Genomic DNA, 16,540 nt, shown 5'->3' with positions numbered 1-16,540 from the left:
CCTCATGAAGGCGTCCGTCTCTGTTTCTCGAGCGGACAAACCGGTTCGATTCCGGCCAGGGGCGAATCGACGACACTCACCCGACGGCCACCGTGCTCGTCCGAGAGACGACCGGCGACAGTACGATCGATTCACCGCTGGAGCGTAAACGACGCGAGAGCGGCGACGAGCAAACAGACGAAAAAGAAGACCAATCCCGGTTCGCCGGCCTCGAAGACGAGCCACACGAGCAGGCCCTGGGTCCCGTCGGTTTCAGCCGCGTAACTGGCCGGATCGATGCCACTCGTTCCCGGCTCGTCGGTCGCGAGCAGTTCGTACACTCCCCACTGGACGAACAACGCACCGGCGGCGACGATGCCGATGCCGGTGACCAGCTCCGAGAGCGACCGCTCGAGGCGAGGTCGGGTAGCCGGCCGACCGACGAACACGAGTGGGTCGCTAGCGGGACCGTAGACGACCATCTCGTTTCCCTTCTCGGAGTATCGCCGACCGATGGGTTCGACGAGCGTCGCGTCCTCGAGCATCGAGACGTGGTGAGAGACGTTCTGAACCGAGGTGTCGAGTTGGTCGGCCAGTTCCGAGGCCGTCGCCGGCTCGTCGAACAGACGTCGGTACGCGTTTCGGCGCGTCTCGCTCGAAAGCACGTCGAAGAGTTCGTCCGCTTCCTCGTCCCCTACGTCGACGACGCGAAGTTTCGCGTCGGACGACGCCGGTTCGGACGGCAACAGATCCGTGAGCGTCGACATGAGTCTCGATCGGTCCTCGACTATCACATAGGTTTCCATACCTTAAACGACGATTTGAACGGTGTGTCGACGATCATCCTCGGGGTATCAGGACGACTCGGTCTCGGCGTCCGCGTTCACAGCCGAAACTGCGGCGACAGGGTCGACCGCACCGTGGCCGCTGTTGGCGTTGACGCCGTCGACCGGGTCGGCCGTCGACGCGATGGTCCAGCGTACTTCGTCGGGCTCGAGGTCGGGATCGGCGTCGACGACGAGCGCCGCGACGCCGCCGACGTACGCCGCCGAGGCCGACGTCCCTTCGAACGGTGGGTGTCCGGGAACGGGGTGGGTGCCCGGGGCGACCACGTGAACGCCCAGCCGACCGTCAGCCGTCGGACCCCGGGAGCTGTACCGTTCGACTTCGCCCGAGGTTGCATCGATCGATCCGACGGCGATCGTTCCGGGTGCGGCGGCGGGCTCGGCGACGCTCCCTGACGCCCGTAGGTCCGACAGCGAGTGGGTCGACGACGCCACCCGAATCCGGGTGTCGGCCCCGCGTTCGGGACCTCTCACGACGAGTGCGTACCGATCGTCGCCTCGCCGATCGGGGAGGTTCCGTCGCCGAGCGTTCCGGCGTCCGCGACCGGCGCGACGATCACGTCGACGTCGCGCTCGAGCAGCCACTGGACGGCGTCCGCGTAGTCGTCGGCCGTCTCGAACGTGACGAGATACAGCGACGCATCCGGTGCGGTTCCGGCCACCGTGACGGCCGCCGACGTCCCGTGACGATCGCCCGAATTGACGGCGACCGCGTCGGTTCCAAACGACGCTTTGCCGGCGACCCGATCCTCGAGCGCTCGGTGCTCGAGGTCGAAGCCGGTCACGTCGAGTACCCCGACGGAGACGTTCTCGCCGGTCGTCCCGGCGTCGTGTATCGGGACGACGTTCTCGTCGGCGCTCTCATCGGCCGTCGTCGTGTCCATCGTCGCAGCGAGATAGCCGAGTCCCGCGGCGGTCGACGCGACGATGGCGACGACGGCGAGCGCGGTCACGGCACGTTTTCGGTGATTCATCGATACGAGCAACCGTCTGCGGTTTCGGCGACTGCTGTCGTGTTCGTCTGCATTCTGATACGGAGTCTATGAATGTCGTGATTTCCTGAGGGTGAAACGAGTGACAAACGCGTTATCTCGTTCGATCGGATCTGCATCGATTCCCGGACGGACTACTGCCAGTCAGTTCCGTCGGACGACGACACGCCTTCTTGCTGTGCCGACAGATCGGCACAGCAGTTCATTTCAATGGGTGCGATATTCGTCGGAGTCCGGGTTCAGCCAAACCGGAACCGTCCGAACCCGAGCAACGTCCCGATTCCGACGAGCGACAGCACGGTCCCGGCCGCGAGGGCTCCGATACCCACGGTGGACAACGAGAGAGGGAGCGTCGCGTCGTCTTCTCGGTCGCCATCGTCCAGTTCGGTCTCGCTTCCGCTATCGCTCGTCGTGCGCTCCGTCGCTTCGGTCGGTTCGACGACGATGCCGGGAACGGTAGCGTTAACCGCGGGATCGTCGGCCGCCTCGGCCACGACGACGACGTCGGTCCCCGGTTCGATCTCCTCGAGGTGCTCGAAGGTCACGTCGAAGGTCCCGTACTCGTCGACCGTCGCGTCCCGACTGATGAGAATCGACCGCCCCTCGGTCGTTTGAACGTGGACGTCGACCGTCTCTCCTTCCTCGAGGTCGGCCTCCCCCGTGAACTGCTGGTCGGGGGCCGCTTCCAGTTCGAGTTGCTCGCCGTCCGTGACGATAGCGATTCCGTTACTTTCGGACTCGGGGTTCTCGATGGGCAGGTCCTCGTGGATGCTGATGGGGTGGGACTCTCTCACCACGCCATCGTGTTCGAACGTCACTCTGAGCCGCGTGTACGTCGGCGCGGCGCTCAGATCGAGCGCGGCGGCGAACTCGCCGTTATCGTCGACGGTCGTCTCGTCCGTGAGACGGTACGCGTCGTCATCGTCTTGGGTCTCGAGTTCGATAGTGATCGTCTCTCCGGGTTCGATTCCGGTCGTTCCCGTCGCCATCACCGTGCCGTTTCGCTCGATATCGGACCGGTTTATAAACCACGGCGTATCCGACCGCACGGTCGGCTCGACGACGAGCGTCCCGGTGTTTATCGCTCCCTCGTTATCGACTCGGATACTGTAGACTCCCCCGGGGAGTTCGTCGTCCGCGATTTCGTGATTGTGGACCGTGACGTTTCGAACCGTTGCGTCCGTTGCTGACAGGTACGTACTCGGATCGTCGTCGCCGACGTTCGCCGTGTCCAGTTCGATCGTCGTCTCGTCTTCGGCTGGCACGATTTCGGCGTCGAGGTGGAAGTGGTCGCCGCTGGATCCGATTTCGAATTCGAACGGTTCGCTACCGGTGTTTTCCACGCCCATTTCCGCCGTTTCCGTCTGCTCGGCCTCGTACGACGTATTCTTGTCGTCGAACCCCAGTCCGTTGGCGTATTCGTACTGTACGTCCTCGCCCGCGACGGGGACCGCGAGAACGGCGCTTCCGACCGCCAGAACGAGCAAGCCGAGTAACAGCCGTCTCGTTCGCCGGTCGCTCGATACACGTTGGAGGGCCATATCGGGCATCATCAGACCGGTACGAACCGGGTGGTACTAACGTTCAGTATAGCTAAAATATCGGGTTAACCGATACCCCCACTGGAACGATCCAGGAGTGTCAAACGTCAGCACGGACAGCGGTTTTTGCCGTTACTGTGGTGCATATGAACGTGGAGGAGTATGCATACTAAACATGAGCGACGACGCGAGCGACGGGACCGACGCCGATTCGGACTGCGCCGGTCGCGGACTCGAGACGCGGAGCGTACACGCCGGACAGGAACCCGACCCAGAGACGGGGGCGATGGCGCCGCCGATCCACCAGACGACCTCCTACGTCTTCGAGGACGCCGACACCGCCGCCGCCCGCTACGCCTTAGAGGACGACGGCTACATCTACTCGCGGATCGCGAATCCAACGGTTCGAACGCTCGAGGACCGCCTCGCCTCCCTCGAGGGCGGGGCGGGCGCGGTCGCGACTGCGAGCGGGATGGCCGCGCTCGACTCGGCCACGCTCGTCCTCGCCGAGGCCGGCGACAACGTGGTCTGCTCGACCGACACCTACGGTGGGACGACCGCCTACTTCGCGAAGACGGCCTCCCGGCGGAACATCGAGACCCGGTTCGTCCCGACCCTCGAGTACGACGCCTACGAGGAGGCGATCGACAGGGACACCGCGTTCGTCCACGTCGAGACGATCGGTAACCCCTCGCTCGTCACGCCGGATTTCGAACGCGTCTCGGCGATCGCCCACGACAACGGCGTTCCGCTGGTCGTCGACAACACGTTCGCGACGCCGGCGCTCTGTCGCCCGCTCGAACACGGTGCCGACGTCGTCTGGGAGTCGACGACCAAGTGGCTCCACGGCTCCGGGACGACCGTCGGCGGCGTCCTCGTCGACGGCGGGACGTTCCCCTGGGGAGAGCACGGCTACGACGAGATCGCGGGCCAAAATCACGCCTACCACGACGTCGACTTCTCGCGGGACTTCCCAGAGGCGCCGTTCGCGGCGACCGTCCGCTACCGCTCGCTTCGAAGTCTCGGCAACCAGCAGTCGCCGTTCGACGCCTGGCAGACCCTCCAGGGCATAGAGTCGCTTCCGTTGCGGGTCGAAAAACACTGCGAGAACGCCGCCATCGTCGCCGACTACCTCGACGACCACGACGACGTCGCCTGGGTCACCTATCCCGGCCTCGAGTCCCACGAGACCCACGATAACGCCTCGCGATATCTCGCCGATTACGGCGGTATGATCGCGTTCGGCCTCAAAGGCGTCGACGGGTCCGACTCGGACCCGTCTGCCCGCGAGACGTCGTCTCGAGCCGGCTACGAGGCCGGAAAGCGTTTCTGTGAGAACGTCGACCTCGCCCAGTTCCTCGCGAACATCGGCGACGCGAAGACGCTCGTCATCCACCCGGCAAGTACGACTCACGGCCAGCTTTCCCCCGAAGAACAGGAGGAGGCGGGCGTGACCCGCGATCTGATCCGGATGTCGGTCGGGATCGAAGATCCCGCGGACGTTCTCGCTGATCTCGAGCAGGCGATCGAAACCGCAACGCGGGAGACGACGGAGGGCAAAACACGACCATGACGACAAAAGACACGATCGACCTCGGCGAGTTCCGGTTCGAGTCCGGCGAGTCGATCTCTTCTCTCGAGGTGGCCTACGAGACCTACGGCGAGTTCGACGGGACGAACGCCGTGTTGGTCTGTCACGCCCTGACCGGGAGTTCTCACGTCGCGCGTCGGCCCGACGCCGGCGACGAGACCGCCGGACAGGCGCGGGCGTGGTGGGGCGACGTCGTCGGCCCCGGAAAGGCGATCGACACCACCGAGTACTACGTCGTCTGTGCGAACGTCCCGGGCTCGTGTTACGGCACGACCGGCCCCTCGAGTACGAACCCGGAGACTGGCGAACCGTACGGTACCGAGTTTCCACCCGTGACGGTCGGCGACTGGACCCGCGCCCAGCGCGAACTGCTCGACGCGCTCGGCGTCGGTCGACTCCACGCCGTCGTCGGCGGGAGCGTCGGCGGGATGAACGTCTTAGACTGGCTCCGACGGTATCCCGACGACGTCGACCGCGCCGCGGCGGTCGCCGCCGCCGCCCGTCTCGACGCCCAGTGTCTCGCGCTGGATACGGTCGCACGCCGCGCGATCACCGCGGATCCGAACTGGAACGGCGGCCACTACTACGGCGGCCCCGAACCCGAGGACGGTCTCGCACGCGCGAGACAGATCGGACACATCATGTACCTCTCGAAGCCGTCGATGGCCCGGAAGTTCGGCCGCCGCTCGGCGGGCCGGGAGACGGTCCGTGAGAGTCCTCCCGATCCCGCCGCCGCCTTCTTCCCCTACCGCGAGGTCGAGTCGTACCTCGACTACCAGGCCGAGAAGTTCACCGACCGCTTCGACGCGAACAGCTACCTCTACCTGACTCGCGCGATGGACGACTTCGACCTCGCGGCGGGCTACGAGGGCGACGCCGACGCCCTCGCGGCCTTCGAGGGCGAACTGCTCACCATCTCCTTTACTGGCGACTGGCACTTTACCGTCGAACAGTCCGAGGCGCTCGCGGATGCCTGTCGGATCGCGGGCGTCGACGTCGCCCACCACGTCGTCGAGTCCGACCACGGCCACGACGCCTTCCTCGTCGAACCCGAGAAGGTCGGCCCGCCGCTTTCTGACTTACTCGAGGCGGGCCTCGAGGGACGCTCGATTACCGACACCGACGACGAAACCGACGACGAAGACGAGTTCGCCCCGGTTCACGCGAGCCTCTTTTCCGATTGAGGTGGCGGTCCCGGTCGAAACACCGCGGTCGCCTTCATACGAATTCTTGCCTGTACTACCAGCGGTGGTCGTCCCGAAACAGGTTAGTGGTGTCCATCGGCGCTGGCGCCGTCGAAGACGTACTGCTCCGTTCGGATATCGGTCGAACTGAACCCGCTTAGCCAGACCCGGAGGTCGCGGACGAACAGCCCAAGGTCGGTGTTGTGGATCACGGCGGGCGAAGCGGGCGAGCGGACGAGTGCGATCAGCGCCCACATCGCGCCCGCGGCGAACGAGCCGGCCGCCGAGAACGTCATCCCGAGCGTGGTGAACGTCATCGCGTAGACGAGCCCGATCCCCATCGACGGGAGACTCGTCCCGAGCGGTACACGGGCGGTCGCATCACGCAACGTTGGGGCGAGAAAGACGATCGAGAGACTGCTGCCGATCATGAACACGAAGTCTTGCCACATCATCGTAACCAGGTACTCGATCTCGAGTAAATAACTCCCTCGGTGTGGAAATGCATAATTTCCGGCGACAGTCGGCTCGAGACGGACGTTTCCCGGCGAACTTCGTTCGAGACGAAACGACCGTATCGAGAATCACGGCGTACGGACCAGAGAAGACGGGAACGTGGCGTTCACGGAGACGCTCGAGGGCGGGAAAACGGACGGTTCGTGAGAGACGAACGAGTCGGAGGTGACACAGTGTGGGTCGAATTCGCCTGCCCGTCGATCAGGCGGTCTCGAGGACCCTTTCCTCGAGCAATACGTCGCGGGCGCCGTCCATCGAGGTGACGACGACGTCGCAGTGGGGCTCGACCGCCGGCTTCGGATCGAACCCGATCGCGAGTCCGGCGACCCGCAACATCGGTAGATCGTTCGCGCCGTCGCCGATCGCGACCGTCTCCTCGAGGGGGGCGCCCACGTCGTCGGCCAGCGCCTCGAGGGCGTCGTCTTTCGTCCCCTCGATCAGCGAACCCTCGACCTCGCCTGTCAGTTCGCCGTCGGCCATCGGCAGGCGGTTCGAGACGATGTGGTCGACGGCGACCCCTTCGGCCTCGAGTGCGGTCGCGACGCCGCGTTCGAACCCGCCGGTCAGGATGGCCGTCGTGATCCCCGCGTCGTTCAGTTCCGCGATCAGATCCGGCGCACCCGGTCGGAGTTCGACGGCTTCGAAGGCCACCCTGGCGTCGTCTTCCGGAAGTCCCTCGAGCAGGGCCGCCCGTTCGCGGAGGCTCTCGGCGTAGCCGATCTCGTCGTTCATCGCGCGTTCGGTGATCTCCGCCATCTCGTCGGCGACGTTGACCCGCTCGCCGAGCAGGACGGTCATCTCGGAGTCCGATAGCGTTCCGTCGAAGTCGAAGGCGACGACTGTCATCGGTCGGCGATTGTAGTCGACCGAATAAACCAGTTCAGGTTTCGCTTCGGTCGGCTCGAGCGGATACCGTCCACACGGCGTCCGAATCCGCGGCGTCGACCGACCCACCCTGTTCGCTTCATCGGCCGCTCGAGTGCCGACGGGAAAGACCGAATCGCCCCCGTCCTGACCACTCGGTAGTCGACAGGCGACTGAGAAACTCCTCTCGACAGCCGACAGCCTTCTTGGGAGCTCCCCTCGAACGAACGGTCATGTACCGCGATCTCTCCCATCGGATCGAGACGGGAATGCAAACCTATCCGGGCGATCCCGACGTGACGGTCTCACAGGCGGCGACGGTGTCGGCCGACGGCGCGGCCGTCCTCGAGGTTCACTGCGGGAGCCACACCGGGACGCACGTCGACGCGCCGAGTCACACCGAACCCGACGGCGACGACCTCGAGGACCGAGACGTCGGCGAGTTCGTCCTCGAGACGCGGTTCGTCGACCTCGCGCCGTGTTCGCCGCGCGAGCGGATCGGACTGGACGCGATCCCCGTCGATCTGGGCGACGCCGGCGATCCCGTCGATCTTCTCGTCGTTCGGACCGGGTACGACGAGCACTGGGGGTCCGACGATGCTCTCGATCACCCTTACCTGTCGCCGGCGGTTGCCCGAACGCTCCGCGAGGCAGGCTGTGGCGTCGGCACCGACACGCTCAATCCCGACCCGACGCCGACTGAAAACGCCGGGGAAGACGAACCCGAGGGCTTTCCCGTCCACCGCGAACTGCTGGGTGCCGGTCTTCCCATCGTCGAGAACCTGGCCAATCTCGAGGGCCTCCCCGAACGGTTCCGCCTGTACGCGTTCCCGCTCCCGCTGGCCGACGCCGACGGCGCTCCAGTCCGGGCGGTTGCCGAACTCGAACACAGTCGCTCCTGAAAATCAATGCGGACTCGATCACAGAACGACGTTGTGATCGGTGTGCAACTCGTTTCAAGGGCGATAGTAACAACGGGAACTATTCACACACTGATCGCCGAGTTCACGGTTCACTGCGTTCCCCGCTTACTCCGCCGCGGTTCTCACTCGTGGTTCGAAAACCTTCGATTTTCGTCATCACGAACGACCGCTGGTCGTTCGAACGACTCCGTTCACTCACGGGTCACTGCGTTCCCCGTTCGCCGTTCCGCGGTTCTCGTTCACTCCGTTCACTCCGAACCGCGCAGCTCTCTGGCGATCAGCTGTGCATCGGCGTTCAGTGGCTCCCATACGACGATGCAGTCGTCGGCCGCCGTCGTTACATCAAACCCCAGTCATACCGCCCACGAAATACCGGCAATAGTCGGATACTCCCGTCCGGTCGGAAACACTCAGTGTCGTTGATGTGTAGCCCGTAGTTATTTACCACAGGAGTCGAACGTATCTTCGCGCACTATCAACACGATGAGTCGAGGGAACGAGTCGACTGATGCCGACGACGATCGATCCCTCGAGTCGCCACGTTCTCCGTTCGACGAAGACGAATTCTTCAGACAGTTGGTCGCGAACACCTCCGAGGGGCTTCTTACGATCGACGCCGAGAGTACGATCCTGTTCGCGAATCCGGCAATCGAGGAGATCCTCGGCTACAGTCCGGACGAACTCATCGGCCGCTCGAAGATGGAGCTCATCCCGGAACGCCTCAGAGCCGCACATCTGGCCGGTCTGAAAAAGTACCTTCGAACCGGCGAGAAACACATCGACTGGAGCGGAATCGAACTGCCAGCGTTGCACAAAGGTGGGCACGAGGTTCCAGTGTTGGTCAGCCTTCGTGAACACCGTCTCGATGGGGAGCGCCTGTTTACCGGGTTGTTTCGAGACCTCTCGGAACAGAAGTATCGGGAACAGCGCTTCGAGGCGGTGTTCAACAACACCTACCAGTTCACCGGGTTGCTGGAACTCGACGGGACGCTGATCGAGGCGAACGAGACGGCGCTTTCGTTCGCGGGCGTCGACCGTGAGGATATCGTCGGAAAGCCGATCTGGGAGACGTTCTGGTTCCAGTCGACCGAAGAATCGCGATCGACCGCTCGAGAAGCCGTCGAGCGCGCCCGAAAAGGCGATTTCTTCCGCAAAGAGGTCCGTATCCGCGGTGCCGAGCGGACGGCGATCATCGACTTTTCCGTCCGTCCGGTGACGGACCACCAGGACGATATCCGCCTGCTGATTCCCGAGGGGCGAGACATCACCGACCTCAAGATGCGCGAACAGCACCTTCAGGTCCTCCACCGCCTCCTCCGGCACAACCTCCGAAACGACCTCAACGTCATCAGCGGGTTCGCCGAAACCCTCGAGGAGTCCCTCGAGGACGACCGCCACGGTGCGTACGCGGCGGACATCGTGTCGACTACACAGAAGCTCATCGGGACCAACGAAACCGCGAAGAAACTCGCCGACGCGACGCTGGGACAGAATCACTCACAGCGTCCGATCGACCTCCGGCGTCTCCTCGAGGACCTAACGACCGAACTTCGGGAGGAGTTTCCCTCGAGTACGGTCGCCATCACTGTCGTGGAGGACAAACTGCCGACTCCGGTCGCCGACTGTCGGCTCCGGACCGTTCTCTCCGAACTCCTCGAGAACGCGATCCAACACACGGACGAGACCGAACCCGTCGTCGAAATCGTCGTTACCAGTACGGACGAAACCGTCGAGGTCGGGGTCCTCGACGACGGTCCCGGTATTCCCGAATCCGAACGAACGGGGATCTTCAACGAGGAGCCGGTGACACAGATCGACCACGGAAGCGGTCTCGGACTCTGGTTGGCTGGATTGATCGTCGACGATTACGGCGGCTCCCTCGAGTACGAATCCCGCTCGTCCGGTGGATGCGTTACGGTCTCGCTTCCGCGGGATCTCGAGGCTGGGAACGCGGATCCGTGCTATAGTAACAACTGAAACGATGTACACACCGATCGCCGATCCATCTGGCGATCGGGTGTACAGTGACGTTCAGTGGCTACTGTAAGCTCTCGTCGGGACCGTCTCGATCGGCCGACCGCTCGACCGTCAGATCGGATTCTTCGAACCCGTACTCGGCGTCCGACGGCTCCTCGAGAAAGCTGAGTTCCCGTTGTGGGAACGGGATCGTGATTTCCGCCTCGTCGAATGCGTCGTAGACGCCACGGTTGATCTGGTCGATCGCGCGTCGTTCGACCAGCGGGTGGTTGATGTACGCTCGGAGTTCGAACACCAGTGCGGAGTCGCCAAACTCGACGAACAGCACCCGCGGTGTCGGCGTTTCGCGGACGAGCGAACACTCCTCGCAGACCTCGAGGACGAGTCGCTCGACCGTCTCGTAGTCGGAGCCGTAAGCGGCCGTAATCGGGATTCGAAGCCGCATGTGGCGCTGTGGCGCGCTCTCGTTGACCACCTGCGTCGAGTTCAACATCGCGTTCGGAACGGTCACGAGCAGGTTGTCCTCGGTCAGCACCGTCGTACTTCGGATGCCGACGTCGGTGACTGTCCCTCGCATGTCGTCTTCGATCCGGATGACGTCGCCGATCTTGTAGGTGTTGTCGACGTAGAGCGCGAGGCCACCGATCAGGTTGCCGATCGCATCCTGTGCGGCGAATCCGAGGACGATCCCGAGGATTCCCGCCGAAGCGAGAAACGGCGTGACCGTCAGATTCCAGACCGAAACCAGAAGCAACGCGGCGCCGATGACGACCGTCACCGTCCAGAGATTGCCGAACATCGGCGCGAACTCGTAGCCCGACTCCCCTTCCTGGAGGACGTTGATCCAGCGTCGGCCGATCCTGATCGACGCTCGAGCCCAGAGAACGATCAGCGCAGTCGAAATGAGCGCCACGACGGTCGGCGTCGAATCGAGGAGATCCAGGACGAGCAGGCTGAGGTAGACGCCGAGCAGTCCGATCGTGACCGCAAACGGCGTGTGGATCTCGGCGAACGCCGCGCGACCGAGCGTCGTCTCCGCGTCCGCGTTCGCCAGGTACCGACGGCTCGCCCACTGAACGAACCGCGCTAGCAGGATAGAACAGAGGAGGATCGCGACGACGAGAACCCAGTTGGAGCCGCCGGGGTCGAGATCACCGTCGGCCAGCGGCATCTCCATCGACGCCGCGAGCAACGGCCACAGCCAGGACTCGACGGTGGCGACGAACGACCCCAGTTCGGCGACGAACACTTCCGGTCCAGCGGCCTCTGGGATCGTCGTCGCGACACTCGAGTCGCCCCGCCCCGGCGCGTTCGAGAGAAATACCGTCATAACCGTCGCTAAGGCATAGTTAACCGAAGACCAAATACTGTCTGGTCGACCGCCGTGAGCCGGGCGTCGGCGACGGTCCCGCTACCACAACGTTGACCGCCATTCAGCCGGTCAGTATCGACGATGAGAGTCGGGACGAACGCGAGTGAGCGACGATGACGAGCGCGACGCTCGAGGTGCTCGCACTCGCGCTGGTTCCGGCGGTCCTGTGGGGACTCACGCCGGTTTTCGACAAACGCGGGATGGCCGCCGGCGGCGGCTCCGTCCAGGCGTCGATGGTCGTCGTTCTCGTCGACTCGACGCTTTACTGGATCGCCGTCCTCGCGCTCTACGGCCGGTCGGCGTTCTCGGGGCTCACGCTCGAGGTGTTGATCGTCTTCGCGCTCGCGGGCGTCGTCGGTACTGCGGTCGGCCGGATCACGATCTTCGTCGGCGTCGACAAGGTGGGTGCGAGTCTCAACAGCGCGATTTTGAGCACCCGGCCGCTGTTCGCCACGCTGATCGCCCTCACCGTGCTCGGTGAACCGTTCGGTCCCGTGACCGGCGTCGGCATCGTCGTCCTCGTCGCCGGCCTCTCGATTCTGACCGCCTCGCGGGGCGGCGACCTCGGCGGCTGGCAACCGCGGGACCTGCTGTGGCCGCTCGCCGCCGCGATCACCTTCGCGATCGCGAACGTCACCCGTCGCTACGGTATGCTGGAGACGCCGATCTCGGCGCTCGAGGCGGTGACGATCAACGAAACCGCTGGACTGGTCGCACTCGGTGCGTACGTCGTCGCCGTCGGCGGTCGGGACGTCTTCGAGAAGCCGGCGGCATCTTACCGATACTTCGCCGTCAGCGGCGTGCTCACGACGGCCGCGATGCTGGCGCTGATGGCCGCACTCGGCCTGGAGGCGGGCCGGATCGCCATCGTCGACCCGCTCGTGGCGACCGCGCCACTGTTCACGCTCGTCTTCGCCGCCGCCCTGCTGGGCGACCTCGAGCGCGTGACTCGAGGCATCGTCGCGGGTGCGGCGCTGGTCGTCGTCGGCGCGGCGTTGATCACGCTCTGATACGGATTCCTGTACCGGTGTCCCGGCGGTGAGTCGAACCGTGTGAGACGAGTCTCGGTGGAGGAGTGTAGCGAGTCCACCGTTGCAACCGCGACCGGAGCGTCGGTTGTGCCGGAACTGACTGACAGTAAACCGTATGAGACGGTCTGGTGTCTCGATGTTCTGGCCCACCCGTCGGCGGTTCGTTGGGGCTCGACGATCCCGCGAGCGAGAAAGAGAACGCGATTCCGAAACTGCGTGTACGGCGGTGTTAGCCGCGTTCGCACCACTGTGGACAATTCTTGCCGACTTCGGACACAACGGAAGGGTTTACCCGCTCCGCACGAGTCTCTCGCGCATGAAGGTACTGGTCACGGACCCGATCGCGGACGCGGGTCTGGACGTACTCAGAGACGCCGGCCACGACGTCGAAACGGGCTACGAACTCGAGGGCGAGGAGCTCCTCGAGGCGGTATCCGACGCGAGTGGACTGATCGTTCGCTCCGGAACCGAGGTCACCGAGGAGGTACTCGAGGCGGCCGAGGAGCTCGTGATCGTCGGGCGCGCCGGGATCGGCGTCGACAACATCGACATCGATGCGGCGACGGACAACGGCGTCATCGTCGCCAACGCCCCCGAGGGTAACGTCCGTGCCGCGGCCGAACACACCGTCGCGATGACGTTCGCGACCGCGCGGTCGATCCCGCAGGCACACGTCCGCCTGACCGACGGCGAGTGGGCCAAAAGCGACTACCTCGGCGCGGAACTCGACGGCAAGACGCTCGGCGTCGTCGGCCTCGGCCGCGTCGGCCAGGAGGTCGCCAAGAAACTCGACTCGCTCGGGATGGATATCGTCGCGTTCGACCCCTACATCTCCGAGGAACGCGCCGACCGCCTCGGCGCCGAACTCGTCGAGTTCGAGGACTGTCTCGCACGGGCTGACTTCCTCACTATCCACACGCCGCTGACCCCCGAGACCGAAGGCATGATCGGTGAGGACGAACTCGACTTGCTCGAGGACGGCTACGTCGTCAACGTCGGCCGCGGTGGCATCATCGACGAGGACGCTCTCGCGGCCAAGGCGGCCGACGGGACGATCGCCGGTGCCGCCCTGGACGTCTTCGCCGAGGAGCCGCTCTCGGCGGATTCGCCGCTTCTCGAGCACGACGATATCATCGTTACCCCTCACCTCGGCGCCTCGACGGAGGCCGCCCAGGAGAACGTCGCCACGTCGACCGCCGAGCAGGTCAACGCCGCGATTTCCGGCGAACCCGTCGCGAACGCGCTCAACGCGCCCTCGATCGACGAGAGCGCCTTCCCGCGTCTCGAGCCGTACATCGAGATCGCCGACACCGCCGGAAAGGTCGCCGCACAGTTGCTCGACGGTCGAATCGAGCGAATCGAAGTCACCTACGAGGGCGAGATTTCGAACGAGGATACCGAGTTCGTCACCGCGAGTGCGCTCAAGGGCGTCTTCGAGCCGCTCGAGTGGCAGGTCAACGCCGTCAACGCGCCCCAGATCGCCGAGGATCGCGGCGTCGACGTCACCGAATCGAAGACCCGCCAGGCCGAGGACTTCCAGAGCCTGATCTCCGTGACGGTCGGCAACGACGACGAGGAACTCTCCGTCGACGGGACGCTCTTTGCGGGCGACGATCCGCGGATCGTCCGGATCGACGGCTATCGCGTCGACGCCATCCCGCACGGAAAGATGGTCGTCACCCGAAACACCGACGAACCCGGCGTCATCGGCCTCATCGGTTCGGTCATGGGCGCCCACGACGTCAACATCGCCGGCATGTTCAACGCCCGCGAGACGATCGGCGGCGAGGCACTGACCGTCTACAACGTCGACGGTCAGGTTCCCGAGGCGGCCAAAGCGGAACTCAACGACGACGAGCGCATCATCGGCGTCGACTACATCACGCTCAACGGCCAGAGCTAACCCCTTCGCTCGAGGCCTCCATCGATGGGGCGCGCTCGTCGGCGCCACTCGCGCGGTCGTTTTATTCCGTCTCACCGACGGAAAAGTATCGTCAGACTCATTTCATCACTCCCCGGAGTACTCGTATGAGCACCCCGCCCGCCTCGAGCGACCAGGCGCCGTCGCGATCCGGTATCGTCGCCGCTCTCGGCTCGATCGGCTTCGTCGTCGTCCCGTTCGCGGTGGTTTTCGCTATCGCGTTCGCCGTCATGATCGCTCTCGTCGTCGCCTTCGGCCTCAGCGGCGATATCGACGGCTTCGAGAACTTCCTCACCGGCGAGTTCGAGATCATCGCCCTCGTCGCCGAGCCGGTCCTGTTCGGTGCCGTAACCGCGGGACTTGCCGCCCTCTCGTTCTCTCAGGGCTGGATTCGAAAGCGCGCACTTGGCATCGAACTCCCGACGCCGAAGGAACTGCTCGTCGGCGCCGGCTCGGTCGTCGCGTTGCTCGGTATCGCGATCATCGTCGGCTTCATCACCGAACAACTCGGCGTTCCGTCGTCGGAACACAGCCTCTTGACCGAGGAACGGGCCGTCGGTTACTACGTCTTGCTCGCGGTCATCTCGATCCTCCTGATCGGCCCCGTCGAGGAACTGCTCTTTCGCGGCCTCATCCAGAACTACGTCCGACCGGCGTTTGGCTCCGCGGGCGCCGTCGTTTGGACGTCGATCCTGTTTGCGGCTATCCACCTTCCCGTCTATCTGACGATCGGCTTCTCCTCGGCGATCGCTTCGCTCGCCGCCGTCTTCGCGCTCTCGCTCGTGATGGGCGGTGTCTACGAGAAGTACCGTAACCTCGTTCTGGTGATGCTCATCCACGGCGTCTACAACGCGGTCGTCTTCCTCTCTCAGATCCTGGTGTAAGACGGCGAACAGTACTACCTTCCGTTCTCGCTCAATCCGGCGTCCGGTCTCGGAACCTCCGGCGCAGAGCCGACGACCGTCGCCGTTCGCCCCTCGAGTGTGGACTCCTCGAGTTCGCCCGCGATCTCCTCGAGGTCCGACAGGACGTCCGAATCCGGTTCCGTCGCGAAAACGAACACCCAGGTCATCGTTTCGGCCGACGGCGACTCGCTCGAGACGCCCCAACAGTAGATGTCGTCGACCTCGAGCGCGCTCATTCCACCGTACTGTGCGGAGACGGTCGTCTCGTGGGGGAGTTCCCGAAAGAGGTGCGTAAACTCGGGATCGAGTTCCTCGAGACGATCGTGATCCCCGCGGCTGGCGTCGATCCGTCGTTCGTAGTCAGGGCCGACGATGATGGCGTCGCCGCCAACTGCGATTTCGCGTGGGGGGCCGTCGGATCGGTCCTCCGTGACGACGGCGTACCCCTCGTACTGGCTCGTCAGTTCGACGCCGTCGGTCTCCTGGACGCCGTCGAGGATCGCCTCGGTGTCGAACGAGCCGAAAAAGAGGTGCGTCCCCGTCTGAATCAGGTGTGCATCGACGTCACCGGCCGAGAGGCCGAAGAAGGCCGGAAACTGCTCTGCCGGATCGGCGCCGTCGGGAAACGTCGCCGTGTAATCGAACCGACTGTTGGAACCCGTCCGAAGCAACCACGTCCGAAACGTCGGCGCTTCGTCCCAATCGACCGTGATATCGCGCTCGGGCGGCTCCGCCGGCTGTCCGTCGCTGTCGTCTTCGTCGTCTCCGTCGTCGATCCCCTCGATTTCGTCGTCATCGCCGTTCTCGCGCTCGTCGCTTCCCGCACAGCCGGCCAGTCCGACGGCCGTGAGCGCGATGACGCCGCGGCGCGTGATCCTCGAGTCAGTCATTCGAATGGG

Annotated in this window: 15 protein-coding genes; 7 read left to right on the top strand and 8 right to left on the bottom strand. The window is 64.5% G+C overall.

Annotated features, from left to right (window positions below; genetic code table 11):
- Positions 1–131 precede the first annotated feature (131 nt).
- The 4 genes from AB7C87_RS12630 to AB7C87_RS12615 all read right to left on the bottom strand — a co-directional run bounded on the left by AB7C87_RS12630 (position 132) and on the right by AB7C87_RS12615 (position 3,357).
- Positions 132–746 (bottom strand): ArsR/SmtB family transcription factor, encoded by a 615-nt coding sequence (locus tag AB7C87_RS12630; RefSeq protein ID WP_369729828.1) that lies wholly within the window; start codon positions 744–746, stop codon positions 132–134.
- Positions 747–833: 87 nt separating this feature from the next.
- A complete protein-coding gene (locus AB7C87_RS12625; protein ID WP_369729827.1) occupies positions 834–1,298 on the bottom strand; it encodes a S8 family serine peptidase in 465 nt (154 codons plus the stop codon).
- The gene (locus tag AB7C87_RS12620; RefSeq protein ID WP_369729826.1) at positions 1,295–1,798 is read right to left on the bottom strand and encodes a hypothetical protein; all 504 of its coding nucleotides are present in this window, start codon (positions 1,796–1,798) and stop codon (positions 1,295–1,297) included. The genes AB7C87_RS12625 and AB7C87_RS12620 overlap by 4 nt, the downstream gene beginning before the upstream one ends.
- 257 nt (positions 1,799–2,055) lie before the next feature.
- Complete coding sequence (locus AB7C87_RS12615; protein ID WP_369729825.1) at positions 2,056–3,357, bottom strand: BGTF surface domain-containing protein; 1,302 nt, start codon at positions 3,355–3,357, stop codon at positions 2,056–2,058.
- Between the two features lie 175 nt (positions 3,358–3,532).
- Here AB7C87_RS12615 and AB7C87_RS12610 point away from each other — a divergent pair, with 175 nt between their 5' ends.
- Positions 3,533–4,930, top strand: coding sequence for an O-acetylhomoserine aminocarboxypropyltransferase/cysteine synthase family protein (locus tag AB7C87_RS12610; RefSeq protein ID WP_369729824.1), 1,398 nt, complete (start codon positions 3,533–3,535; stop codon positions 4,928–4,930).
- Positions 4,927–6,132: a homoserine O-acetyltransferase MetX gene (gene metX, locus AB7C87_RS12605; protein ID WP_369729823.1), complete on the top strand. Its 1,206-nt coding sequence runs from the start codon at positions 4,927–4,929 to the stop codon at positions 6,130–6,132. Before AB7C87_RS12610 ends, metX begins: the two co-directional genes overlap by 4 nt.
- Before the next feature lie 83 nt (positions 6,133–6,215).
- Here metX and AB7C87_RS12600 read toward each other — a convergent pair whose 3' ends face one another.
- Both AB7C87_RS12600 and serB read right to left on the bottom strand, forming a co-directional pair.
- Positions 6,216–6,587 carry a hypothetical protein gene (locus tag AB7C87_RS12600; protein WP_369729822.1) on the bottom strand — a complete coding sequence of 124 codons (372 nt, stop codon included), beginning with the start codon at positions 6,585–6,587 and terminating at the stop codon, positions 6,216–6,218.
- A gap of 262 nt (positions 6,588–6,849) precedes the next feature.
- Positions 6,850–7,494, bottom strand: coding sequence for a phosphoserine phosphatase SerB (gene serB / locus AB7C87_RS12595; RefSeq protein ID WP_369729821.1), 645 nt, complete (start codon positions 7,492–7,494; stop codon positions 6,850–6,852).
- Positions 7,495–7,745: 251 nt separating this feature from the next.
- Between serB and AB7C87_RS12590 the strand changes: the two genes are divergently transcribed.
- Positions 7,746–8,414, top strand: coding sequence for a cyclase family protein (locus tag AB7C87_RS12590; RefSeq protein WP_369729820.1), 669 nt, complete (start codon positions 7,746–7,748; stop codon positions 8,412–8,414).
- A gap of 504 nt (positions 8,415–8,918) precedes the next feature.
- Entirely contained in the window at positions 8,919–10,412 is a 1,494-nt protein-coding gene (locus tag AB7C87_RS12585) for a PAS domain S-box protein (protein ID WP_369729819.1), read from the top strand.
- Positions 10,413–10,473: 61 nt separating this feature from the next.
- Here AB7C87_RS12585 and AB7C87_RS12580 read toward each other — a convergent pair whose 3' ends face one another.
- Positions 10,474–11,742 carry a mechanosensitive ion channel family protein gene (locus AB7C87_RS12580; RefSeq protein ID WP_369729818.1) on the bottom strand — a complete coding sequence of 423 codons (1,269 nt, stop codon included), beginning with the start codon at positions 11,740–11,742 and terminating at the stop codon, positions 10,474–10,476.
- 155 nt (positions 11,743–11,897) lie between these two features.
- On the opposite strand from AB7C87_RS12580, the gene AB7C87_RS12575 reads away from it, so the two are divergent.
- The 3 genes from AB7C87_RS12575 (at position 11,898) to AB7C87_RS12565 (ending at position 15,620) form a co-directional block, all read left to right on the top strand.
- Complete coding sequence (locus AB7C87_RS12575; protein ID WP_369729817.1) at positions 11,898–12,794, top strand: EamA family transporter; 897 nt, start codon at positions 11,898–11,900, stop codon at positions 12,792–12,794.
- A gap of 337 nt (positions 12,795–13,131) precedes the next feature.
- Complete coding sequence (serA, locus tag AB7C87_RS12570) at positions 13,132–14,718, top strand: phosphoglycerate dehydrogenase (protein WP_369729816.1); 1,587 nt, start codon at positions 13,132–13,134, stop codon at positions 14,716–14,718.
- Between the two features lie 125 nt (positions 14,719–14,843).
- Positions 14,844–15,620 (top strand): CPBP family intramembrane glutamic endopeptidase, encoded by a 777-nt coding sequence (locus AB7C87_RS12565; RefSeq protein WP_369729815.1) that lies wholly within the window; start codon positions 14,844–14,846, stop codon positions 15,618–15,620.
- Positions 15,621–15,634: 14 nt separating this feature from the next.
- Here AB7C87_RS12565 and AB7C87_RS12560 read toward each other — a convergent pair whose 3' ends face one another.
- Complete coding sequence (locus tag AB7C87_RS12560; RefSeq protein ID WP_369729814.1) at positions 15,635–16,531, bottom strand: hypothetical protein; 897 nt, start codon at positions 16,529–16,531, stop codon at positions 15,635–15,637.
- Between the last annotated feature and the right edge of the window lie 9 nt (positions 16,532–16,540).

Source organism: Natrarchaeobius versutus, from assembly GCF_041205745.1.
Lineage (GTDB): Archaea > Halobacteriota > Halobacteria > Halobacteriales > Natrialbaceae > Natrarchaeobius > Natrarchaeobius versutus.
Note: the sequence above shows the minus strand (reverse complement) of the source record. Positions and strands in the feature narration are given on the sequence as shown.